The organism is Paenibacillus piri (genome assembly GCF_004354045.1).
In the GTDB taxonomy this organism is placed as follows: Bacteria; Bacillota; Bacilli; order Paenibacillales; family NBRC-103111; genus Paenibacillus_S; species Paenibacillus_S piri.
Window position 1 is genome coordinate 212,691 of the sequence record NZ_SMRT01000001.1, and the last position, 24,429, is coordinate 237,119.

Annotated in this window: 20 protein-coding genes; 11 read left to right on the top strand and 9 right to left on the bottom strand. The window is 53.9% G+C overall.

The annotated features are described in order from the left end of the window. Position 1: 1 nt before the first annotated feature. From E1757_RS00885 to E1757_RS00905, 5 genes are all read right to left on the bottom strand, one after another. Positions 2-964: a metal ABC transporter permease gene (locus tag E1757_RS00885; RefSeq protein WP_165971898.1), complete on the bottom strand. Its 963-nt coding sequence runs from the start codon at positions 962-964 to the stop codon at positions 2-4. A 5-nt stretch (positions 965-969) separates the two neighbouring features. Then, a complete protein-coding gene (locus E1757_RS00890) occupies positions 970-1,740 on the bottom strand; it encodes a metal ABC transporter ATP-binding protein (protein ID WP_133224938.1) in 771 nt (256 codons plus the stop codon). Between the two features lie 62 nt (positions 1,741-1,802). After that, the gene (locus E1757_RS00895) at positions 1,803-2,744 is read right to left on the bottom strand and encodes a metal ABC transporter solute-binding protein, Zn/Mn family (protein WP_133224939.1); all 942 of its coding nucleotides are present in this window, start codon (positions 2,742-2,744) and stop codon (positions 1,803-1,805) included. 175 nt (positions 2,745-2,919) lie between these two features. After that, positions 2,920-4,269 (bottom strand): PASTA domain-containing protein, encoded by a 1,350-nt coding sequence (locus E1757_RS00900; protein WP_133224940.1) that lies wholly within the window; start codon positions 4,267-4,269, stop codon positions 2,920-2,922. Between the two features lie 160 nt (positions 4,270-4,429). After that, positions 4,430-4,741 carry a hypothetical protein gene (locus tag E1757_RS00905; RefSeq protein ID WP_133224941.1) on the bottom strand — a complete coding sequence of 104 codons (312 nt, stop codon included), beginning with the start codon at positions 4,739-4,741 and terminating at the stop codon, positions 4,430-4,432. Between the two features lie 80 nt (positions 4,742-4,821). Between E1757_RS00905 and infC the strand changes: the two genes are divergently transcribed. The 10 genes from infC (at position 4,822) to E1757_RS00960 (ending at position 19,912) form a co-directional block, all read left to right on the top strand. Next, positions 4,822-5,295, top strand: coding sequence for a translation initiation factor IF-3 (infC, locus tag E1757_RS00910; protein WP_133224942.1), 474 nt, complete (start codon positions 4,822-4,824; stop codon positions 5,293-5,295). 231 nt (positions 5,296-5,526) lie between these two features. Next, the gene (gene lspA / locus E1757_RS00915; protein WP_133224943.1) at positions 5,527-6,000 is read left to right on the top strand and encodes a signal peptidase II; all 474 of its coding nucleotides are present in this window, start codon (positions 5,527-5,529) and stop codon (positions 5,998-6,000) included. Positions 6,001-6,115: 115 nt separating this feature from the next. Continuing rightward, positions 6,116-6,697 carry a YdeI/OmpD-associated family protein gene (locus tag E1757_RS00920; RefSeq protein WP_133224944.1) on the top strand — a complete coding sequence of 194 codons (582 nt, stop codon included), beginning with the start codon at positions 6,116-6,118 and terminating at the stop codon, positions 6,695-6,697. A gap of 484 nt (positions 6,698-7,181) precedes the next feature. After that, positions 7,182-11,237, top strand: a complete 4,056-nt coding sequence (locus tag E1757_RS00925; protein WP_133224945.1) for an S-layer homology domain-containing protein — start codon at positions 7,182-7,184, stop codon at positions 11,235-11,237. Between the two features lie 912 nt (positions 11,238-12,149). Further along, the gene (locus tag E1757_RS00930) at positions 12,150-13,892 is read left to right on the top strand and encodes an ABC transporter ATP-binding protein (protein WP_133224946.1); all 1,743 of its coding nucleotides are present in this window, start codon (positions 12,150-12,152) and stop codon (positions 13,890-13,892) included. A gap of 46 nt (positions 13,893-13,938) precedes the next feature. Beyond that, positions 13,939-15,762: an ABC transporter ATP-binding protein gene (locus E1757_RS00935; RefSeq protein WP_246079013.1), complete on the top strand. Its 1,824-nt coding sequence runs from the start codon at positions 13,939-13,941 to the stop codon at positions 15,760-15,762. Positions 15,763-15,844: 82 nt separating this feature from the next. Further along, entirely contained in the window at positions 15,845-16,297 is a 453-nt protein-coding gene (locus E1757_RS00940) for a DUF441 domain-containing protein (RefSeq protein WP_133224948.1), read from the top strand. Between the two features lie 91 nt (positions 16,298-16,388). Then, complete coding sequence (gene rpiB, locus E1757_RS00945; protein WP_133224949.1) at positions 16,389-16,868, top strand: ribose 5-phosphate isomerase B; 480 nt, start codon at positions 16,389-16,391, stop codon at positions 16,866-16,868. Positions 16,869-17,414: 546 nt separating this feature from the next. Further along, on the top strand, positions 17,415-19,583 hold the full coding sequence (locus E1757_RS00955) for a PrsW family glutamic-type intramembrane protease (RefSeq protein ID WP_246078964.1): 2,169 nt from the start codon (positions 17,415-17,417) through the stop codon (positions 19,581-19,583). After that, positions 19,583-19,912 carry a hypothetical protein gene (locus E1757_RS00960; protein WP_133224951.1) on the top strand — a complete coding sequence of 110 codons (330 nt, stop codon included), beginning with the start codon at positions 19,583-19,585 and terminating at the stop codon, positions 19,910-19,912. Before E1757_RS00955 ends, E1757_RS00960 begins: the two co-directional genes overlap by 1 nt. A 219-nt stretch (positions 19,913-20,131) precedes the next feature. On the opposite strand, the gene E1757_RS00965 is transcribed toward E1757_RS00960, so the two are convergent. The 4 genes from E1757_RS00965 to E1757_RS00980 are packed head-to-tail and all read right to left on the bottom strand — an operon-like array spanning position 20,132 to position 23,625. Further along, positions 20,132-21,307, bottom strand: coding sequence for an N-acetylglucosamine-6-phosphate deacetylase (locus tag E1757_RS00965; protein WP_133224952.1), 1,176 nt, complete (start codon positions 21,305-21,307; stop codon positions 20,132-20,134). Beyond that, positions 21,304-22,071: a glucosamine-6-phosphate deaminase gene (locus E1757_RS00970; protein ID WP_133224953.1), complete on the bottom strand. Its 768-nt coding sequence runs from the start codon at positions 22,069-22,071 to the stop codon at positions 21,304-21,306. Before E1757_RS00970 ends, E1757_RS00965 begins: the two co-directional genes overlap by 4 nt. A gap of 6 nt (positions 22,072-22,077) precedes the next feature. Then, a complete protein-coding gene (locus E1757_RS00975) occupies positions 22,078-22,881 on the bottom strand; it encodes a carbohydrate ABC transporter permease (protein WP_133224954.1) in 804 nt (267 codons plus the stop codon). A gap of 42 nt (positions 22,882-22,923) precedes the next feature. Beyond that, complete coding sequence (locus tag E1757_RS00980; RefSeq protein ID WP_133224955.1) at positions 22,924-23,625, bottom strand: GntR family transcriptional regulator; 702 nt, start codon at positions 23,623-23,625, stop codon at positions 22,924-22,926. A gap of 185 nt (positions 23,626-23,810) precedes the next feature. On the opposite strand from E1757_RS00980, the gene E1757_RS00985 reads away from it, so the two are divergent. Further along, positions 23,811-24,290: a peroxiredoxin gene (locus tag E1757_RS00985; RefSeq protein ID WP_133224956.1), complete on the top strand. Its 480-nt coding sequence runs from the start codon at positions 23,811-23,813 to the stop codon at positions 24,288-24,290. Positions 24,291-24,429 lie beyond the last annotated feature (139 nt).

Below are 24,429 nucleotides of genomic sequence, written 5' to 3' on the forward strand. Positions count from 1 at the left end.
GTTAAGCCTCCTCCTCTCTCGGCTGTACGGCCGATGCGTGCACGGTGCGGATGGCGGCGTGCTTCTCCTGCATGACCGTCTGTTTTACGCTCAGCCGCTGCAGCAGCTTCGACAGCACGCCGCGGCGCGGCGCGAAGACGACGGAAACAATGAAAAAGAACGTTGCCGCAAGCACGCTGAGCGGGCCGGTCGGCAAATTGTTCGCCGTCGTGCTGACCAATGTGCCGGCAAAGCCGCTGACGGCGCCGAAGCAGCCGGCCAGTACGACCATGACGCCGAGCCTTTCCGTCCAGTAGCGAGCCGATACCGCGGGCGTGATCAGCAGCGCCGACATCAATACGACGCCGACCGCCTGAATGCCGACGACTACGGCAACCACGATCAGGAACATGAGCAGCTGGTCGAGAAAGGCGACCGGAAATCCGAGTCCTTTGGCGAACCCGGGGTCAAAGCTGAGCAGCTTGAATTCTTTAAACAGCAGCGCGCATGCGAACACGAGCACAACCGCGACAATCGCCATAATAACCACATCGGCCTGCACCATCGAGGCGGCCTGCCCGAATAAAAATTTATCCAGTCCGCTCTGGTTGCCGCTGTCGCTGTGCTGGATTTGGGTCAGCAGCACGATGCCCAGGCCGAAAAACACGGACAGTACAATACCGAGCGCGGAATCCTGCTTGATCCGCGAATTTCTTGTCACGAAGCCGACCCCGAAGGTGGCGATAATTCCGGCTGCCGCGGCTCCGATCAGGAAGAAGACGATCGATTTCGAGCCGGTCAGCATAAAGGCGATACAGACGCCTGGCAAAGCCGCATGCGCGAGCGCGTCGCCCATCAGGCTCTGCTTGCGCAAGTAAGCGAAGCTGCCGAGCACGCCGCTGCTCAAGCCGAGCAGCACACTGCCGAGCAGTATCCACTGCGTATTCGGATCGCGGAACAGCTCGAGCCAGTTTATATTCATCATCGGGCTCACCTCGCGCTGACGATGACGGCATCATCGTCCCGGGATAACAGCGTTAAGCGGCCGCCGTAGGTCCGCTGCAAATTTTCTCGGGTGAAAATGTCGGAAGTCGGTCCGATGCCCATCAACTCGACGTTCAGCAGCATCACCCAGTCGAAATATTCCTTCACGGTGGCCAGATCGTGATGAACGACGAGCACCGTCTTGCCTTGCTTCTTCAATTCGTTCAGCAATGTAATGATCGCTTTTTCCGTTGCCGCATCGACGCCGACGAACGGTTCATCCATAAAGTACAGCGACGCATCCTGAGCGAGCGCCCGCGCAAGAAAAATACGCTGCTGCTGGCCTCCCGACAGCTGGCTGATCTGCCTGCCGGCGAAGTCGCTCATGCCAACTTTCTCAAGGCACTCCATCGCAATCCCGCGCTCTTTGGCGCCGGGCCGCTTCAGCCAGCCCAAATGACCGTATCGGCCCATCATGACGACGTCGAGCGCGCTGATCGGAAAATCCCAATCGACCGATTCCCGCTGCGGCACATAGCCGACCAGCTTGCGCTGTGCGGCATAAGGCTTGCCGTAGATTGTAACGGTGCCCGTCACCCGCGGAATGAGACCGAGCGCCGCTTTGATGAGCGTCGATTTACCGGCGCCGTTCGGACCGATGATGCCGATCAGCTTGCCTTCGGGAACGACGAATTCGATATCGCGCAGAACGGGCTTTTGCTGATAAGCTACGGTTAATTGATCTATCGATAACGGTACATGCTTTACAGAACTCATATGGCCCCACTCCTTTTATATACGCGTACAGCATCCCTTTCTCGGGTACACGGCACGCAATTCTATTTCAGCGCATTTACAATCGTATTGACATTATGGCGGACCATGCCGAGGTAGGTGCCTTCCGGCGTACCTTCCTTGCCCATCGCATCGGAGAACAGCTCGCCGCCGATCTTAATTTCATGGCCCTGTTTTTTCGCTCCCTGGATCACCGCTTCGATGGACCGCTTAGGAACGCTCGATTCGATGAACACCGCTTTAATTTGGCGGGATACGAGAAACTCCCGCAAATCGGTGACATCCTTTGATCCGTATTCCGACGCGGTACTGATCCCTTGCAAACCCATCACCTGGATGCCGTAGGCGTCGCCGAAATAACCGAACGCATCGTGAGCGGTGACGAGCACCCGCTGCTGCTCGGGGATCGAGGCGATCTGCGTTCGCACATGCCGATCAAGCTCCTCAAGCTGTTTGATATAGGCCGCGGCGCCGGCTTTATAGTCGTCCGCGTGAGCGGGATCGGCCTTGGCCAGCTCGTCGCGGATCACCTCCGTCGCCGATATCCAATGCTTGACGTTAAACCAGATATGCGGGTCGTGAGACGCCTCGCCGTCTTCCCAGCCGCGCAGCTCCTTTTCCGGAATGTTGCGGGATACGGGAATGGTCGGCTTGACGCTGGTCATTTTTTCGAAAATTTCAATCATTTTACCCTCAAGATGAAGGCCGTTATAAAAAATAATTTGCGCTTGCTCCAGCTTCTTGACATCGCCCTGAGACGCCTTATACAAATGAGGATCTACGCCCGATTTCATCAAGCCGGTTACTTGTACATGACTGCCGCCTACTTGATTCACAACATCCGAGATCATGCCGATTGTGGCGGTGACCTTCAATTTTCCGTCCGATTCACTGCCGGTTTGCCCGGAGCAGCCCGTAATCACTAGAGCCGCCGCAATCAGCACCATCATCAGCTTCGTATAGACATGTACCCGTATGACATTCATGGTTTACTGCACTCCTTCTCCCAGGTCAACGCTCTTTCCGCATGCTTCAGCATATTGCGGCAAAAGTTGTCTGATGACTAAATTATTGTTTAAGGCAATAAAAATTTACCTCACACCTTTATTTTTATTATATACAAATAAGTTTCTCTAGTGCAACATTTTTCGCAAAAAAAAATCAGGGGGCAGGATTGCCCTTGCTGATCCAAAATGTTACTCTGCTGCCTTTGGCCGCCTGCTCGTTTGGCATGGGCTCCTGCTTGAACACCGTGCCCGCGGCTAGTTGATTGGTCTCTAAATAATACGTGTAACGCAGCCCGGAGGCTAATGCCTGCTTCTCCGCTGCTTCTTTGGTCAAACCCGTAAGCGCCGGTACCGGAATAATGACGCTGCTGTCGCCGCCGTTATTCGTCGCTTCAGTCTCCTTAGCGGGCTGGTTATCTTCGGGTTTTGGCTGCTGCTCTGTTTCGGAAGGCTGCTGCCTGCCTGAGGCGGCACCGCCCGGCATATATGCGGTTTCTTTACGTCCCGTATTATCAATGAGGAAAGCGAACACGCCGACAAATACCGCGCCGCCCAGCAAGGCCAAAGAAAGCCCGATCGATAGCCGCTTCCACATGGTTGCCCCGAACAGCGTCCGGCTCAACAGCGATGGCATGGCCCGGGTTCGGTCCGCTTCTTCCTCGCCGGGAGTGGCATTCCGGGACCGGTATCTGAGCTCCGCCTCCAATTCGAATACATACTTCTCCTCCGGGCGAGTCATACTGTTTGCGGACTGCGCATTTTCGTCCGGCGCCGATACATGGTCATGGCCGTTCACATGATCATCCGTTGGCACCGCCTCCGGCAGCTCCTTAATGCTTTGTATAAAAGCCAGCGCGGACATGCGTTCATCATGAGCATGCAGGATCGTCTCAACCGCCGCGCGTCTCTGCGGCTCGAGCAGCTCATTCAGGATCGGCGAGCTCTGCAGGCCGTGCCGGAGCGATTCAATATCCGAGGGCACCTGCTCTCTTCGCGTCAACAGACGGAAGAACAGGCCGCTCAGCTCTTGGACCAGCCGCCGGTTCCCGCTATGCGTGTCCCATGTGTTGACGATCGTCAGCTGCCCTTGATCGGTCATCCACAGGTTGCTCGGTTGAATGGAAAAGTTCAAAGGCCGTTCGACCGCGATCTCGGCCAACGTATGACCGATGCCGGCTACGAATGCCGCCGCTTCCCTGAACGTAAATGTATGAGTGCGGATCAACTGCTGCAAGGACTGTCCTTCTATATATTTCATGATGACATAAATGTAATCATGGTCCATTTCGACATCGAATACATGCATATACTGGGGGTTGTTGGTCACTTGTGCCGAGCCCCCGATCGCCTGCAAATACGCCTCGGCCAACGACTGGCTTTGATATGGAACCGCGTAAATGAACACGATCCGGTTCAGCGATAAATCTTTGCCTTTATACAGCTGGCCCTGATCCAATGGAATAATGAATTCCTCCCGCGTATACCGGTTGGAGACAGGCTTCATTCAAAATCACCCCTTATCCTTAATACTTAACCATAATATTCGCAAGCTGCATCAAATTTAAGATGATGGGTATGTAAAAACCGTAAAAAAGTTGATGCGAAGCCATACAATGGTGCATTTGAACTAGAGGATGGCATTACGCCGACTGCGCAAACAGGTGTTACGGCTTAGGCTTGCGCTTCCGTTTGTCGATTTCTTCGGTGACGACACTGGCCAGTTCTTCGTTGCCGAACAACGATAAGACGCCGAGCAAGGTTTCATTCGGAATATCGCCGGACTCCTCCTTGGGCACCGTCAGCTCGATAGCCTGCTGCAAAGGGAGACCGACGGTTTGCTGCGGATATGCCCTTACATACAGCTCGGCCGGATCCAAATCGTGGTTGACGCACCATTGGGCAAAAACAAGAATCATCATCTGCTCGTCGCGCTGGTAGTTGCGAATAATCTGCTCTTCCAATTCTTTGCGGCTCATTTGAAAAAACTCCTTCTGAACGGTAATATCTAATATAATCTTCTAACATTCCATTATATGAAAGATCGGGTGCGTAAACAATGATCATGAATGAAAAAATTAAAGCGGCCGAGGTACAACTGACCGGTATCGACGGCGAGGATCTGGGCATTGTGCCTACGGCCGAAGCGCTGTCCATGGCCAAAAAGCTGAAGGTCGATCTGGTCTGCACGTCCCTGACGAGCAGTCCCCCGCCTTGTCGGCTTATCGGCGCCGGCGCGGCCAAGCAGGAGGCGCAGCAGCTGCGCAAAAAAGAGCGCCAGCCGAAGCTGAAGGAAATCCGCCTTACCCCGCAAATCGAAGAGCATGATTATGATACGAAAAGGCAGCAGGCGGAGCGCATATTAAACGCCGGCGATGCCGTCCAGCTTGTCGTTAACATTCGCGGCAAAGAAGGCGAGCAGGCGAAGAAGCTGCTTGAAGCGCTCATTCGCGATTTAAATCGGGCAGGGCGGAAGCAAACGGGCATTCAGCTCAGCGGCAAGCAGGCGGCGGTACGGCTCGATCCGCTTTAACGGGGATATCGGGCAGCAGACCGTCTGGCAAAAAAAGAGGCCCGCAGCAACGGGCTGCGGGCCTGTCAATTTATATATATCAAAAAAGGGGGTCGAATATTAGTATAGACCTCAATCATTAAAGGAAGATGAAAATTGGATTTCATTTCTATTACAATTGCTGCCATACATGCACATGGCGAACGGCCTTGCTATAATAATGGAAGGACAAGCTGAGAAGGAGGCAGGCGGATGTTTTACTGGGTCGTCATCCTCGTCACCGTCATCGACCAAGGCTTCAAATTATGGGTTCGCATGCATATGGATGTGGGCGAATCGATCGTCATTTGGCATGGTATTTTGAATTTCACGCATTATCAGAACAGCGGAGCGGCCGGCAGCACCTTTCAAGGTTATGGCCGTTATTTTATAATTCCCGCCGTTTTATTCGTCGGATATTTGCTGTACTCCCGCCGTAAGGGAAACTTGAAGGGCGGATGGGTGGAGGCGGGAACGGCGTTTTTGGCCGGAGGTGCAATAGGAAACGCAATCGACCGGCTGCTGTTCGGCCAGGTGACCGATTTTATTAAGTTTCAATTCGGCCGCGGTATTTTGAACATGGCTGACGAAGCCATCAATATCGGCGTGGTTATTCTGCTGGCTGACGCAATAAAAAGCGTTGCTGCCGATTGGCGGAGACGGGACCGGAATCGGGCGGGCGCCTGACATGCGGCTTGCACTCCGTCCCGATGGGATAACAAATGATGAGAGCTCGTTCATCCGTCTGCGCGGCGGGCGTTTATGCACCTGACTTCGAGAAGAAACGGAGGTAGTCGTCTGGATGAATCCTTTATTTTTCACAGAGCCATCCGAATTTCGCGCCTGGCTGGAGGCGCATCACGATCAAGCTGCGGAGCAATGGGTCGGCTATTATAAGAAAGGGTCGGGCAAGCCGAGCGTGACTTGGCCGGAGTCGGTGGATGAAGCGCTCTGCTTCGGCTGGATCGACGGTCTCCGCAAGAGCATCGACGAATCCAGCTATATGATCCGCTTTACGCCGCGGAAGCCCGGCAGCATATGGAGCGCCGTCAATATCGAGCGGGTGAAGGAGCTGACCGGGCTTGGATTGATGCGCCCGGAAGGATTGCGGGCATTCGAAGGCCGCAAACAAAATAAGTCGGCCATTTATGCCCATGAGCAGAAGGGCGCCGCCGAGCTGGACGAGGCTTACGAGCGGCAGTTCCGCGCCAATCCGAAGGCTTGGGCGTTTTTTCAGACGCAGGCCGCCTGGTACCGGAAAACGGCGATCTGGAAAATCGTCAGCGCCAAGAAGGAAGAGACGAAGCTGAGGCGGCTGGCCGAGCTGATCGAGTACTCGGAGCAGGGCCGGCCCGTGCCTTCATTGTCGTGGCAGAAGAAATAATTAAGGCAGCGATTTTTCTCATCGCGTCTATATTGACGATATGCCCAGTTATGAATTCGAAGGCAGGTAGAAGGCCGGGCAGAAAGCGGCAGACATCACAGATAATGATAACATTAGAGATAAAAGGTCAAATCCTGCAATTTATTAGAGCGGGTTTTGATCTTTTTTTTGTTGAAAGTATAAGATTTATCCGATTACGACTTTATCGGGTGGTAGAGTCCCCATCTGATTCCCCGATGTTCAGCAAAGCTGAATGAGTTCACTACTTTGCTTCGCACAACCTTGATAAACGCGCTCGTTCCCCGAAGGACGGCGAAGCCGTTCACTCTTGGCAATTAGCGGAAGGTGGCGAATTGTGGGGAAAACACCTATTATTCGCCAAAAAGATATATTTTATTCTTTCGAACTAATTTATAATGAAAACGAGTCATATTGTCTCATAGATTGATCAGGACAAAATACGACAGGGGGATCAGTTGCAACAGTGAATGGGAGAAGAAACCTACATAGGTGGTGGATAGGGTTATTGGTTTGGGCGCTGCTCGTCTCGTCATTGTCTTACCCGGGGACAGCGAATGCAGATGGGAAGCAATCGGATATTATCGGCCATTGGGCTGAAAGGTCTTTGTCGGTATGGGTGGAACAAGGTCGGATCAGCGGGTATCCTGACGGTACGATGCGCCCTGACGCGGCGATTACGCGTGCCGAATGGATGAAGCTGGTGAACCGTCTGTTCAGTTATGAAGGGCGATCCGATACTGCTTTCGCCGATGTGCGCGACAGCGATTGGTATGCGGCGGACGTCTCGACCGCCGTTCGGGCCGGGTATATGAGCGGATACGGGGACGGCACGATGCGGCCCGAGAACCGGCTTACCCGGGAAGAAGCGGCCGTTATCCTGTCCAGGGTCGGCAAGCTGACCGACGACGCCGCGGCGGTCGGCCGGTTCGCAGATCCGATCGCCGAGTGGAGCCGGGGCGGCGTCGGAGCGGCCGCGGCCGCCGGATGGTTGGACGGGTACCCGGACGGTACGTTCGGCCCGTCCAAGCCGATAACCCGGGCGGAGGCGGTGGTTATGCTGGATCGTTTATCCGCTTCCGTGAAGCGCGAGACGACGCGGGTCTTTGATCGCGCCGGAGACTATGGGCCGGCCACCGGCATGGAGACGATCGGCGGCGATGTGATCATATCCGGATCGGGGGTTACGCTGCGCAATACGGTCGTTGAAGGCCGCTTGACGATTGCCGAATCGGTCGGGGCCGGAGAAGTCCACCTGCAGGGTGTTACCGTCAAGGGCGAATTGTCGATCCTCGGCGGCGGGGAAAACAGCGTCTACTTGACGGACAGTCAAGCCGCTGCGGTCACGGTAAACAAATCCGACGGCAAAGTCCGTGTAGTCGCCGCAGGAAGCAGCAGCATCGCTCGAACGACGCTGGACTCCGGCGCAATTTTGGAGGAAGCGGACCTGGCAGGTTCGGGATTTGAAGCTGTTTACCTTGCCGATACAATTCCGGGCGGAGCTATCGTACAGATGAGCGGGAGCTTTTCGCACGTCCAGGCCGAAGCGGGAGACATCCGTCTGGAGCTGTTGGAAGGGCGTATCGACACGCTGGAGATCGGTGAGTCCGTCAAAGGCTTGATCGTGTATTTGGCGGCCAGCACCGTCGTCGTGAAAGCCGTCATTCATGGAGATGTGACTTTTACGGGGCCTGGTACGGTTCAGATGAGGGAAGGATTGACGGCAGGAAGTTCCTCGAGGTCGTCCGGCGGCGATTCGGGCTCCGATTCGGACTCGGACTCTGACCCCGGTCCCGGACCGGAAGTGCCGAAGCCGGCAACGGTGCAGGCGATCGCCAAAGGCGAATTGGGCCTTTTGCTGTTGCAAGTGGACCACGCTTCGGCAAGCAAGCTGCAGAATGGCATCAGTGTTTCCGGCGTCAGCAGCGTGACCGTGAGCGTGTATGAACCGAACGGGGCGGACTGGTACCGGGTAGAGTTGGCTGATGCGTCGTACGACACGGCATATACGCTGCAATTTGCCGAAGGCATTGCGTTGACGGAAGACTTGTCGCCGACCGTAAGCTGGCCGAAGCCGGATGAGCCGGGACCGGAAGTACCGGAACCAGCAGCGGTGAAGGCGATCGCCAAGGGCGAACTTGGCCGGGTGCTGCTGCAAGTGAACAACGCTTCGGCAAGCAAGCTGCAGGAGGGCATCCGCGTCTCCGGGATCAGCAGCGTGACCGTAAGCGTGTATGAGCTGAACGGTGCGGACTGGTACCGTGTGGAGCTGGCTAATGCCGTGTACGACACGGCGTATACGCTGCACTTTGCCGAAGGCATTGTGCTTGCGGAAGGATTGACGCTGACCGTAAGCTGGCCGAAGCCGGATGAGCCGGGACCGGAAGTGCCGGAACCAGCAGCAGTGAAGGCGATAGTCAAGGGCGAATTAGGCCGAGTGCTGCTGCAAGTGGATCACGCATCGGCAAGCAAGCTGCAGGAGGGCGTCAGTGTCTCCGGGATCAGCAGCGTGACTGTGAGCGTGTATGAACCGAACGGGGCGGACTGGTACCGGGCAGAATTGGCTAATGCCGCATACAATACGGCGTACACGCTGCAATTTGCCGAAGGCATCGCATTGGTGGAAGGCTTGTCACCGACTGTTAGCTGGCCAAAAACCGTGACCGGACTCGTCTACTCCCCGGTCTCCATTCAGCTTGCCAGTCTCGGCGCGACAGCCGAAATCCAATTGAAAGCCCGATGGAGTGATGGAACAGATCAGGATGCCGCTTCAGAAGCCGTCTGGTCGTCAGGCGATGAGCAGATTGCGACCGTGACGGGTGGTATCGTTAGAGCGGTGGGTACAGGTTCGACACGGATCGCAGCGTCTTATGGCGGACATTCCGTTAACATTCCGGTATCCGTAGTGGTCGGCACGTACCGGGCTGCAGTTTCTGCCGACACGATTGTGCCGGTTGCGGGGGCGGCGAATACGATCCGTTTCGTCGTTAAAAAATCGGATGGCGAGACGGATATCGACTTTAACGGCTTAAGGACGATCGCCGTATCCGGTCTTGAACCGGCTCCAAACGGCAGCTTCGGCAATTGGGGCGGGATAACGGCCACAGCTGCCACCGTACAGGCGGGGATCGAATTTACAAACGGGGTGGCGGAAGCCCCGCTGGTATTGAACGGCGCTGCGATGCAAACGTTGACGTTCTCGGTCAACGGTATCGTTCAAACGGCAGCGCAGCTCACATTCACGGTGACGGCAGCCAATCCGTCGCTGTTGAAGATCCAGACACAGCCGTCCGGCGCGGTCGATGGCAAGACGCTCACGGATCAGCCGGTCGTCCGGATTGTCGACGCGTATGCCAATCCGACGAACGCGAGCCAAGCAGTGACGGCTGTGGTAGCGGGCGGAGCCTCGACATTGACCGGGACGGCTACGATCAACGCAACGAACGGCGTGGCGACATTCACGAATCTCGGCCTGAACGGCGTGTCTCTTGACGTGACGCTCTCCTTTACAGGGGCCGGTCTGACCGCAGTAACGAGTGACCCGTTCCAGGTGAAGGCCCCGTTCTCAGGAGGAGAAGGTACAGAGTCGCTGCCATATATCATTACGCTGCCGGAACAGCTGAATGCCGTACGCAACTATTTGTCGGGGCACTTCATTCTCGGGGCGGACATCAGCTTGAACGGTTACGCCGCAGGCAGCGGGTGGGAGCCGATAGGTACGGCCGCACAACCATTTAAAGGAACGTTTGACGGAAACGGCCACAAAATTACCGAACTGACGATCCATCGTGCCACAAGTTCGGATATCGGCTTGTTCGGAAGCATTACGGGCAACGCCTGGATCGGCAACATCGGGCTTGAGAATGTAGACGTGGAAGGTGATTTCAATGTTGGTGCATTGATCGGGGCCGCCCAAGGCGGTACTGTTGAGGACGCCTATGCGAAGGGCAATGCGAAAAGCACAAACAGCTTTTATACGGGAGGACTCATGGGCAGGACGTTTGGCGGGACTATCGTAAGTCGTTCCTTTACCGATATGAAAGTTGAAGGATCCAGATCTGTCGGCGGGCTTGTCGGATCCAATGAAGGTATAATTACCCAGTCGTACGCTACCGGTACGGTTATATCGAACGGCATCAGTCTGGGCGGGCTTGTCGGAGAAAATTATGGTACGATTTCGCAATCTTACTCGCGGGCAGGCGTGACGGGCGGATCGACTGAAGTAGGTGGCCTTGCAGGGAGAAACAACGGTACCGTACGCGAATCTTATGCTGCAGGAGCCATTGCTAGCAGTGGCCTTATCCGAGGCGGCTTGATTGGATACATGGACGGTTCCGCTTCCGTAACATTTTCCTACTACGATCAAAATGTGACCGGTCAAAACGACACGGACAAAGGAACTGCGCTGTCAACAAGCCAGATGATGCAACAAGCCTCATTCGTCGGATGGGTGTTCGAGGGCGGCTCGCCTGTCTGGGGGATAAACGGAAGCTATCCTTATTTGCGCTGGCAGCAGCCTTAGGCTGTATACGGGAACGGGCAAGCCCGGACGGCGGAGCCCGCTTGCCGCGCTCGGGTATTGAATCGCAAGTGCTCTAAACTGCTCTGAAATACATGCCGAACGCAAAATGATGCGGCAGCCGGGGACTGTATGCTTTTAAGTCCTCAGCTGCCGCTATATTTTTTTGGTTAGCCTCGTACAGCGTTTTGCAGCTAACGGACCCAGGGAGACTGTCGATTAATAGGGATAAGGGCTTGGAGAATGGCTTCAGGGCGAGTCGTATTACGGGGGCTCCCCCAAAAGTAATCGGAATTAACTACAAAGCATCGCGTCACTTTTGGGGGACAGGTTATTGCATTGTTACCGAAAAGTATAATGAAATCAATGCAATAAAACGTGTATGAGCTTCGAAGTCATCTCCAAAGCCCGTTCCCGTCCTTTAATCGACAGTCTTCCAGGAAAAGTTATTTCGCAGAACAAGGGGCCAACGGGCGGCTGGCAAGCCAAATAACGACGTTCAGGTCCGTTGGAATGCCAAAACGGCGAAATCGAGGCAAATAAAGGTATCTCATAGCGCCGCGGCGCAACGGCCGGGCGAACGCGCCTTGTAGAGGTGACGCTAAGCTCGTGAGCCGATATTCACGCTGGAGGACGCGAGCTAGCGCTGCATCTCAGACGTAGAGGTGACGCCAAACTCATGAGCCGCCACCCCATTTTCAGCATCCATGGTGCCGAACGACGGCATGGATGGCTTTTGAATGACTTTGTTCCGTCAAACGCGGGAGGAAACGCCCAGCTTTGCCCGCGGCATTGGGCGCGGGCATTATTTTTTATGCAAAATAGTCTTTTTAATTGCGTGCGGTTCTAGTAAGATTAGCTTGAATCCTAATTCATACTATAGCCGTGTCGAACGGGCAGCCAGGGGGAACCGCCATGCTGTTTATGAACAAGTATATTCGCAAGTATTGGAAGCTCTTTTGTCTTGCTTTTCTCTGTTTAACGGGCGAAGCTTTGTGCGATCTGCTGCAGCCGACGATCATGGCCAAAATCGTGGACGTGGGTGTCGCGAACAAACAGATGAATTACGTGTGGAGCATGGGCGGCCTGATGCTGTTCATTACGGCGATGGGGGCCATAGCTGCGGCGGCGCGCAATATCGTGGCCACGCAAGTATCGCAGCGGTTCGGGGCGGAGCTGAGAAGCGATTTGTTCAAAAAAATACAAACGCTTTCTTTCGAAAATATCGACCGGTTCGACCGTGCGTCGCTGGTGACACGGCTGACGAACGATGTGACGCAGGTGCAAAATTTTGTAAACGGCCTGATGCGCGTTTTTGTCAAAGCGCCCTTGCTCTGTATCGGGAGCTTGATTATGGCGGCGCGCCTGGACACTCACTTGTTTATGATTTTCCTTTTTGTCGTCCCGATTGTCGGCGGTCTGATCGCTTTGAATATGAAAATCGGCTTTCCGTTTTTTATGAAGGTGCAAAAGGCGCTTGACCGTGTGAACGGCGTCATGCGCGAGTATTTGTCCGGGGTTCGGGTGGTACGGGCATTTAACCGGTTCGATTATGAAATACATAAATTTAACGACGCCAACCAGGAATATCAGGCGAGATCGAGAATTGCGATGCGGGCGATGGCCATCTTCAGCCCCGGCATTACGCTGTCGGTCAACATGGGTATTGTCGCCGTCATCTGGCTGGGCGGCATTCGTGTCGATCACGGGCAAATTCAGGTAGGCACGACGATGGCATTCGTCAACTATATGACGCAGATTTTGTTCGCGCTGATGACGATCTCGATGGTGTTCAATATGTTTGTACGGGCGAAGGCTTCCACAGGCCGTATTGGCGAAGTGTTCGCGCAGCAAAACAGCATGGTGTGGAGCGAGGCCGTAATGCCTGAACGGCCGGCGAGCTTGAGAGGGCGGATCGACTTGGAGCAGGTCAGCTTCTCGTATGCGGGCACGTCGGGAGACCCTGTGATCAAAAATGTTACTTTAACATGCTTGCCTGGAGAAACGGTAGGCATTATCGGCTCGACCGGATCCGGCAAAAGCAGTCTGGTCAGCCTGATCCCGCGCTTTTACGATGCAAGCTCGGGCACGGTCAAAGTGAACGGCGTCGATGTCCGTACGATGGACCCGAGCAAGCTGCGCGATAAGATTGCCGTCGTTCCGCAGAAAACGGTGCTGTTTACGGGATCGGTGCTGGACAACATCCGGATCGGCAAGGAGGATGCGACGCTCGAGGAAGTGGAGCAGGCGGCCCGAATGGCCGATGCTCATGACTTTGTCTCCTCGTTCCCGGAGGGATATAGCACAGTGCTCGGGCAGCAGGGGGTTAACTTCTCCGGAGGCCAGAAACAGCGGGTGTCGATAGCAAGAGCGCTGGTGCGAAAACCGGAAATATTGATATTGGACGATTGCACAAGCGCGGTCGATGTGACGACGGAGGCGAATATTAAGGCTGCTCTTAAAAAATATGCCAAGGGTCTCACCTGCCTCATTATCGCGCAGCGGATTACATCGGTCATGGATGCGGACAAAATTGTGGTGCTGGATCACGGGCAAATCGTCGGGTTGGGCACCCATGACGAGCTGATGCGGGATTGTGCGGTGTATCAGGAAATATTTCAGTCGCAGGTCGGGAAGGAGATGCAGAAACATGTCTGAGCCGCACGAACAGTCGAAGGCGCGCAGCAGCCAGCCGGACATTCCGATGCTTGCCGGACCGGGAAGAGCGGGTGGAGGGTTCGGCAGCCGGGGCCGGGGACCGGTCGCCAAACCGAAAAACTTCAAGGGAACGCTGAAGCGGTTATGGTTTTATATGGGCAAGGAACGGAAATGGCTGTCCGTCGTTTTTTTATTTATTTTGATCGACTCGGCCCTTACGCTGTCGGCTCCATATTTGATCGGAGTTTCCATCGATGCGATGGCGGATGGAAGCGGGGTTAATTTCAAGCTGCTGGAAATCATGATCATCGCTTTGGCGGCGGCTTATATTGCGGATGGGATGCTCACCTTCCTGCAGGGCTGGCTGATGGCCGGCGTGTCGCAGCGGATCGTGATGCATTTGCGGCGGGCGCTGTTCGAAAAGCTGCAAAAGCTGCCGCTCGCTTATTTCGATTCCCGCCGTCACGGCGAAATTATGAGCCGCTTGTCCAATGATATCGATAACGTGAGTAATACGTTGTCCCAATCGATCGCCCAGCTGATGTCCGGTTCGATCGCGATTGTCGGTTCGCTCGTCATGATGATTTGGCTCAGCCCGCTGCTGACGCTGGCCAGCTTGATTACGGTGCCGCTGGTCTATTTGCTGGCCCGGACGATTACGAAAAGAACGAGCGTGCTGTTCAAGGAGCAGCAGGTGCAGCTCGGCAAGCTGAACGGTCATGTCGAGGAGACGATTTCGGGCATTCAGGTCGTCAAAGCGTTTAACCACGAAGACAAGGCGATCCGGGAGTTCGACGACGTTAACGGCAAGCTGTGCGAGGTCGGATTGAAAGCGCAAATCTGGTCCGGCTTTTTGATGCCGCTGCTGGCGGTCATTAACAATATCGGCTTTACGGCCGTTGCCGTCGTCGGCGGCGTGCTCGCAGTAAAGGGCCTCATTACCGTCGGGATCATAGCCAGCTTTTTGAGCTATTCCAGGCAGTTCGTCAGACCCCTGAATGAGATTGCCAATATTTACAATATTTTACAATCTGGTATCGCGGGCGCAGAGCGGGTATTCGAGGTGCTGGATGAGCAGGAGGAGCCCGAGGATGCGCCGGACGCTATTGTATTGGATAACCCGAGGGGCCATGTCGTCTTCGATAATGTCAGCTTCGGCTACAGACCGGACGTTCCGATATTGAAGAATGTCAGCTTCCAATCGGACGAAGGCAGCAGTACGGCGCTCGTCGGGCCGACCGGCGCAGGCAAAACGACGATCGTCAATTTGCTAACTCGCTTCTACGACGTGACGAGCGGAAACATACGGATCGACGGTATCGATATTAAGTCGTATACGAGGGACAGCCTGCGCAAAGCGTTCGGCATCGTGCTGCAGGACACGTATTTATTTTCCGGGACAATTAAGGAAAATATCCGCTACGGCAAAGCCGATGCGACCGACGGGGAGATCGAAGCGGCCGCGGCGATGGCCAATGCGGATGCATTCATAAAAAGGCTGCCGAACGGGTATGATACGATGCTGTCGGAAAACGGCGGCAATTTGAGCCAAGGTCAGAGGCAGCTGCTCGCTATCGCGCGGGTCATCCTCGCCAAGCCGTCCATCCTGATTCTCGATGAAGCGACGAGCAGCATCGATACGCGGACGGAGCTGCATATCCAGGATGCGCTGCTTAACATTATGCAGGGGCGTACCAGCTTCATCATCGCGCACAGGCTCAACACGATCCGCGACGCCGATACGATCATGGTAATCGACCATGGCGAAATTGTGGAAAAGGGCGGCCACGACCCGCTGATTCGAGAGCAGGGGACGTATTACCGGATGTTTTTCAACCAGTTCAAAAACATCGAAGGGGCGCTGGAGTAACCCCGGCGGCTCCCGCTATCCGCGGATACCGCCGGATCGGGCTCTTCGAAATTTACAAAAATGGTAAAGGAGCTCCAACAACATGCCGCAAATCGACATTCCATCCATTGTACTGCTGGTGTTTGCCGGACTTGGCATACTCAGCAGCAACAGCTCCATTACGATCGCCGCGGTGACGCTGCTTTTCATAAGGGTGATCAATCTGCATCAATTGTTTCCGTGGCTTGAAAAATACGGTCTTTCCATCGGCATTATCATCCTGACGATCGGCATCCTGTCGCCGCTCGCCAGCGGAAGCATCTCGTTCCAGTCGCTGTTTCAAACGTTTCTGCACTGGAAATCGCTGGCGGCTATCGCTGTCGGAATCGGCGTGGCTTACCTGGGCGGCCGGGGGCTGGTCGTCATGACGAATCAACCGACGCTCGTGACCGGACTTATGATCGGAACGATACTGGGCGTCGCCTTTTTCCGCGGGGTTCCCGTCGGTCCGATTATTGCCGCCGGGATTTTGTCGTTGTTTATCGGAAAGTCGTAAGCTGAGCAAGACGAAGCGGAGCGACTGTTCATAGAAGCCGTCGATCAATTGTCGAAAACTGGGGGAACTACAATTATATGGAGGGATTGCTATGATTATCGCTCTTGGAACGGATCATTCCGGATTTGCCTTAAAGTCGGAATTAACGGAGTACATGGAGTCCATCGGCATTCGAATTATCGACCACGGCGCATATACGCCGGAGAGGATCGACTTCCCCGATATCGCCAGACTCGTCTGCGAATCGGTGCGAAAAGGAGAGGCGGACCGGGGCATGATGCTCTGCGGCTCCGGGCTCGGGGCATGTATTGCAGCCAATAAAATACCCGGCATCCGCGCTGCCGTATGTCACGATGTTTATTCGGCGCATCAAGGCGTAGAGCACGACGATGTGAATGTATTATGTCTCGGGGGAAAAATTATCGGGCCTTGGCACGCCAAAGATATTATAAGCGCTTTTGTCAATGCGAAATTCAGCACGGACACGTATTTCAGACAAAGGCTGCAGAAGCTGGATCAATTGGAGCTGGATTATGCCAGGGAATGGGTCAGGCGAAATGACGTCCCATGAGTTGAATTTGAGCGGTAAAGTGTCGCTGGTTACGGGCGGAAGCGCCGGGATCGATCTGGCCATAGCCGAGCGTCTCTGCCGTGCGGGGAGTGCGGAGGTCATTACAGCGCGAAAGCCGGGGCAGCCCTTTAACTCTTGTTTTTAGTTCCAAATTTGCTCTTTTACAGCCTGAACCTTGCGAAATAGGTCCAGGCTTTTTTCATCGCGATAGGATGTATCGGATTTTGAGACTAACGACTTTTGTAACAATTTCCAATAATGACTATAATATTATTAACCTGCAAGTAACAGATAACATAATGTTGCGAATGAAGCTTTTCAAGCCTCCGCTCCGATCGATCGATGACCATGGTTTTCAACCGTTTGATTTGCAGACGAATGTGCCAAAAGGAGCGGATACACTACACCTGTATAACAAACTGCGGCAAATTGGCGACATACCGTATTTCCTTCGGTGCGCACCGAACATCGTAAACCAATATGGCCGGTTTCGTCTTGGGAGACGTCCCGCTCGCACGGGGCCGGCTGTCAAAGGAGGCGACCGCAGTGAACACGATATGGGTCATTCGAACCGGAATTCGGGAACGGCTTGAAGCTGTCTACCGGACTTGCCAGGCGTGGATTGCGAAATATCCGTTTATCCGGATAACGTATACGATTTTCTCATTGCTTTCACTGATCTTGTTTATCATTAGCTTGATTTTCGTTAAAGAATCACGTGCCATGATGGTCCAATATTTGTGGTCATTCTATGTGTTATTGCAATTTTGGTTTCTGTGCCGAAGCAAAACGATGGCGTGGAAGCCTATCGTTCTGTTTGTCCTGGCAGGTGTTTTCTTTGTCGTACCGTTCACGACGCTGACGGTCAATGCGGTCCACGGGCTCTTCGGCGGAAAAACATCGGACACTTGGTCCGTTGCCGTGATGACGCCGATTTTCGAAGAGATGTGGAAGCTCCTGCCGCTCGGCGTCTTCCTGCTGTTCTCGCGCCGCGCCTCCGCTTTGAGCCTGAGCGATTATACGCTTATCGGCGCTGCGACGGGTGTCGGCTTCCAACTGATGGAGGAGCTCTCCCGCCGATGGCTGAATTCCGGGATCATTGCGCAAAAGTTCGGCTACAGCGTTACGATGCTGGGCGGCGAGACGATCCACTGGGATTTGCTTTCGCTGTTTCCCGGGCGTTTCGAGGAAAGCTTGTTTCCTACGCTGATGACCGTCGGCCATCCGGTACATACCGCCATGATCGCGCTTGCCTGCGGAATTGCTTATCGGCTGCGGGTCAAACTGACGGGATGGATATTTGTGTTCCCGCCAATCGTACTGCTCTGGTCCATTCTGGATCACGCGGCATATAACGGCCAGCATAAATTGCCGAAGTGGCTGTTCACCGTTCATGACTGGACCGGCAGCGGATATAACACGCAGCCGATATTCCTCATCATGCTGGCAGGGGCGCTGGTTGCCGACTACTGGTCGCTGAACCAAGCGCGTCACCGTCTCCCGCTGCTGCCGAACGAGTCGCTGCTTAATCCGGTTACCGAACTGCGGAACATGACCCGCGCCCTGTTCCGGGACCGCGGGAAATTCGGTTATTGGCTCGGTTTCTACCGGGAACGGCGGGAGCTCGGATTTAATTTGTTATACGGAAATGAAGAAGCGGCGGAAAGACAGGAGCCTGTCCGCGCGCGAGTGAAAATTTTGTGTCAGGCGCTGATCGGCATCGCGGCGATACTGCTTGCCGCCGGTCTGTTCGCAGGCATGGGTGCCTACTCGGGCGGCAGCGAAACGGCTTGCTTTGCCTGTTTGTTCGATAGAATGCAAAATTGGTGGGATCGGCTGGAATGGTATGAGCAGGGCGCTATTCTGCTTGGCGCCCTTGCGCTGTCGCTGCTGTTCGTCGGGTTCTGGCCGGCCGTCGGCATCGCGCTGACAGCGACGGGAATCGCCGGAAGCGGGCATGAAATCGCCGGCTATATTCGCGACCCGAGGAAGCTGCTGACGCCCGAAAATGCGCTCTCCGTTGCCATAGGCATTGTGCTGAGCCGAATTCCTTTTGGCAGAGCGTTCGAATGGGCAGGGAAGAAAGCGCGCGGCTATGTGCGCAAGCTCATCGATAAGCTCGGTTCCCGCAAGCCGGATGTCGGCATGCCGGGCAATTCCAAGCCTTCGAAGCATGACGGTAAAGGTCCGGGCAAGCACCCGGACGATTCGAACGACCCCAAGAAGCCGGATGAAGATGAGCCGAAAAAGGATAAGACCAATGATGAGAACGAAGATAGGACAGCGGTGACAGGTAAAAAGTACAACGAGGTCGAAATAGTCGATCATCGGGGGAGTCCGCTTGGCGAATTCGACGAAATCGATTTGGAAAAACGCATTTTTTATGAAGACAAGACAGCCAAAGGGCTGGATCGCGTCAATCCGCGAACGGGACTGCCTGCACAGACGCCGCAGCAATTTACCGACAATCAATTGCTCAAGAAGACACGGACACGGATTCATAATTTGATGGAACAAGCCGCTGCAACCCGACCGACGCCTAACGGGTCTTCCGAAGTGCCCGATTTGCAGGAAATCAAGTCGATCCGCGACTTCGTATTCCGGCTGGACGGCGACACACCGGAGCTCCGGGCCGCCGCCGAGAATAGCTTGAATCAGCTGAGAGCCGAATTTCCGGATTACACATTTAACATTTTGTTTGGGGGGAAACCTTGATGTCCATTAGCGCATTTATACTCGAGCCCGTCAATGATGACGAACGGCAATACAGCGTGCCCGTCGCTGCGGAGGCGGTTTTTGCGGAATGCTGGGAGCCTGCCGCGGAAGCGCTAGGCTTGCAGTGGGTGCCCCTGTTCTCCACCGGGATCGAGATCGCCAAGGAGGATTTGCCGGCAGTGCTCGATGAGCTGGCCCGACTGAAGCAGTGGGCATTGGATCAAGACGGTGGGGAGCGGATGGAAAAGGTGGCGGGTCGGATCGGGCTGCTGCAAACGGAGCTGCCCAAAGCGCTGCAGCGGGTCGGGGCTGTCGTTTATATCGGCTGAAGCCGGGCAGGAAACAAGCTTGAACGTATATAATAAAGAGCATAAAGGGGCTGTCCCAAACGGTATCAACCGGTAAGACAGCCCCCCAAAATATGCAAAGCCGCCTCCAACATCACTATATCAATGAGGATGGAAGCGGCTTTTGGCATGCAATTTCGTATCGGAGTGGGGGTTTCGCGGCTCCCTTCATTTTGCCTTCATCCGGCAGATTGCTGAAGGTCATCCTGGATCCCCGCATTCGACCCTATGGCCGTTTTTAATAACGGTTTGCATCGAGATGCGGCCGTCTTGCCGGTTATATAAAACCAAATCCGCCGGAGCGCCGACGGACAGCCCGTGCTGCACCGGCAAATCCATGAACCGCGCAGGACGGATAGAAGCCATCTCCCAAGCATGCCCTTCCGTGCAAAGCCCGGAGCGCACCAAATAGTCTATGCCAAATGTCAGCATTTGCGCCGAGCCTGCGAGCAGCCCGGGATTGTCGGCCATATGCAGTCTGCCTTCCGGCGACAAGACAACCGTACCGCCGATGTGCGTCTCATACTCCCCCGCCGCTAAGCCGCTTAAATATACGGCGTCGCTAACGAGCATCAGCTGCTCGCCCTTTGCCTTCATAAATACTTTCAAAACGGAGGCGGGCAAGTGGAAGCCATCCGCGATCGCACATGTCCATAACGCCTCTTGCGCAAGCTGCTCCCAAATATAGTTGGGATGTCTCGGCAACCATAGATGAGCGCCGTTTCCCAGATGAGTGCTCATCCTTGCGCCAGCGGCAACCGCCCGCCCGATCTGCTCGGGAGAGGCGGCCGTATGTCCGATGGAGACGATGACTCCGCTCCGCGCGCATTTTTCGATAAATTCGTAAGCTCCGTCCCATTCCGGCGATAGCGTTACGATTCGGATCAAGCCGCCCGCGGCATGCTGCCATCGTTGAAACAGCTCCCAATCAGGCGCCTTGACGTATTGCTTGCCATGAGCTCCCCGCGCTCCATCCTCCGGGGAAATGAACGGGCCCTCCAGATGAATGCCGGCAATACTCCGCGCGATGAGCGGGTCCGATGAATAAGCTTCGGCGATCGTGCGTACCATCTGCTCGATAGCATCATCATTATTGGTAATAATCGTAGGACAAAACGTAGTAACCCCTTCCAGCCACAGCTTGCGGGTGATGTCCTTCACAGCCTGTACCGTAAGAGCAGGTGTATTCAAATCGATTCCGCCATGTCCGTTGATTTGCAGATCGACAAGCCCCGGTGCAAGCCAGTCAAGCTTGTTGTTCGGCTGAAGCGTCAGCCGTTCCGTCTTTGCAATCTGCCCCATGGCATCGATCCATAGGCGAATAGGCTCGCCGGTTAGAATGTGAATGCCGTCTATTTGCTGCGGATGGCCGCTCATTTAATGTCTCCGTAAGAATCTGTATCCACAAATAAAGTGCAGTCGGCATGCGTACGTAAAATGGAGGCAGGGCATTCGGTTGTAATCGGTCCGTTCAGCGTCAGCTTTACTGCGTTATGTTTCGTTTTTCCCGGAACCATGCAAAATAAATGGGCGCCGGACAGCAAGGTGGGGATCGTCAGCGTCAGCGCATGGGTCGGAACCGCATCAAACGCCGGAAAACAACCGTCATTCACCTGCTGCTGGCGGCATGCGTCATCCAGTTCAACTGCTTTAATAACCGCCGGATCTTGAAAATCGGCTACCGGAGGGTCGTTAAAAGCGATATGGCCGTTTTCACCGATCCCCATGCATACGATATCGATCGGAGCTTCCTGCAGCAGAGCGGCGTACCGCCTGCATTCCAGCTCGCCATCCGTATTGCTGTCGATCAAATGAACGTTTCCCGGCTTCACAATATCGAACAAACGTTCCCTTAAAAACAAGCCGAACCGCTGCGGAGCATCGTCAGCCAATCCGATATATTCATCCATATGGAATGCAGTCACCTTCGACCAGTCAATGCCTTCGTCCTTGGACAACGTCTCCAGAAATTCATTTTGTGACGGCGCTGCGGCAAAAATAATCCGAACATGCCCATTCGCCTGCAGAAGCTCCTTGATCCTGGCAGCGGCCTCGGCTCCGGCAGCCTGCCCCAACGATTGGCGGCTTTCATAAATTTTGATCTTTAACCGATCGGATTGCAATGTATTCAAATGCGTCATACAGAATCATACCTCCTCATAGTAGGCTGCCGTTCTCGTCGATAGGCAGTAAATACGGCCGTAAGTGTTAAGCGTTTCCGACGAGGTTCCGGGTCCGCCTTGCGTTGTCGCATAGATGATGTCGAACGTTTTCAAAGCGTCAATCATTCGGAGAAGCATGGCGACAATAATGGTCGGAACAAGCATCGGTATCGTAATTTTCCAAAACATTTGCCAGCGCGTCGCCCCGTCCACTAAAGCTGACTCGTAAGGCTCATGGGGAAGCGTTGTCATTCCAGCGAGCACGATCAGCGTGACCATCGGCGTCCATTCCCATATATCGATGATCATTAAAGAATGAAGAACCGTATCCGAGGAAGTCAGCCATAACTGCGGGGAAATCCCTATTTTTCCTAAAATATAATTAGCAAAGCCTACTGTCGGTTCGTAAATGAGCATCCATACCATCGCAATCGCAACCGGAGTCGATACCATCGGCAGCAAAAACAGCGTTTTCACAACATTTTTGAAAGCGAAGTTCCGATTGAGCAAAACGGCAATCAGCACTCCGAAAATAACTTCAACAATGACTGCGCCGAATGAATAATAAAGCGTATGCCAAGCCGAAATCCAAAACCTTGAATCTTTCAAAAGGTACATGTAGTTGTCGAATCCGACCCATTTCGGCGGGGTTGTGCCCGACATGCTCCACTCATGGAAGCTGATCCATCCCGTATACACGAGCGGAAAAACAACCATGAGCGCAACAAATAATACTGCAGGGAGCGAAAAGATATGGCGAATGTTTTTGTCAATCCAGCTGGAAGCCATAAAATCACCTTTCTTTTAGTTCTTGAGGGTCTTCGCTTTACTTCATAAGGTCAAGTGATTTGCCGCAGTTGCTTCTTTAAAATAATTCGGGTATTTCTGCAGCAGATCTTCCTTCTCGAACCGCGATTTAACATGCTGCCTGAGCTCTTGCTCGGCCATTTCGAAATTGCGGGCGCTTATATGCTCGATAATTCGGGTATGCTGTAAAATGATCGTTTCCCAATCAAAATAAACGGCAAGCACCAGGTTTCGGAAACGTTTGTAATGGCTGAGCATTTGTTGTATGAACGACCATGTCCGCTGTTTACCGCATTTAACAAAAATCGTTTGGTGAAACAGCTCGTCCAATTCGTGCAGCTTCTCATGATTTTTATGCTGGCTGTATATCTTTTGCTGCGATACAATCGCTTCCAGCTCGAGCAGATCGTTTTCGGTAAACGTCTCGCATGCGAGCTTAAGGACCGCTACCTCCATGTTTTGTCTTACAAATCGGGCTTCCTCAACCTGATCCAGATCGATCAATGATACATACGAGCCTTTTTGCGGATAAATAACGATAAGATCTTCCTCGGCCAATTTAATAAAAGCTTCGCGAGTAGGCGTACGGCTCACTTGCAGCTTCTCGGCAATATCTTTTTCGGAAATCATCGTACCCGGTTCCAATTTTAAATTTAAAATATTACTTTTCACGATTTCATAAGCATAATCGCGATTCGATACTTTTCCTTGACGTAATTGTTCCATCAGAGGTTCACCCGCTTCTTTCGATTTATAAATCGATTAACTGATATACTAGTTATACTAGAATGGTTAAATAATTAATTCAACAAATAATTAAAATCATGCTGGAAAGCATCCGAATTCGCTTGACTAAGCCGCGGCAATCATAGACGATACAGGTAGGCTTTTCCAATGAGGAGGAATGAACGATGTCCAATGTCCAAGTCCATCAACCCGTTCCGGATTTCAGGCTGCCGGCGACGAACGGAAAGGAAGTTGCGTTGAGCGATTTCAGAGGAAAAAAAGTCGTCATTTATTTTTATCCGAAAGATATGACTCCCGGATGCACCAAGGAATCATGCGAATTCAGAGATTTTAACGGCCGGTTTGCCGGGTTGAACACCGAAATTATTGGCATAAGCCCCGATGATATTGCATCCCACGATCAGTTTATTGCGGAATACAGTCTTCCGTTTTTGCTCCTGTCGGATGTGGATCAGAAGGTCTGCAATCTGTTCGGGGTATGGAAGCTGAGAGAGCGGGACGGCCAGCAGTTTTACGGAGTCGATCGCTCGACGTTCTTCATTGACGAACAGGGCGTGTTGGTGAAAGAATGGCGTACGGTACAGGTTGATGGGCATGTCGCGGAAGTATTGGCGGCCATTGAACAGACCGAAGCGGCAAAATGATGCCGGCCGGCTTCGCGACAATCCCGTTTCGACGGGCAGACAGGTAAACACGAAAATTCGCAAATCAGCGGCGTCCGCATCCGGCACAAGCTGTCCGGATATCGCTTTGCGTCAGGTCGTGCACAACGGGATGATCGAG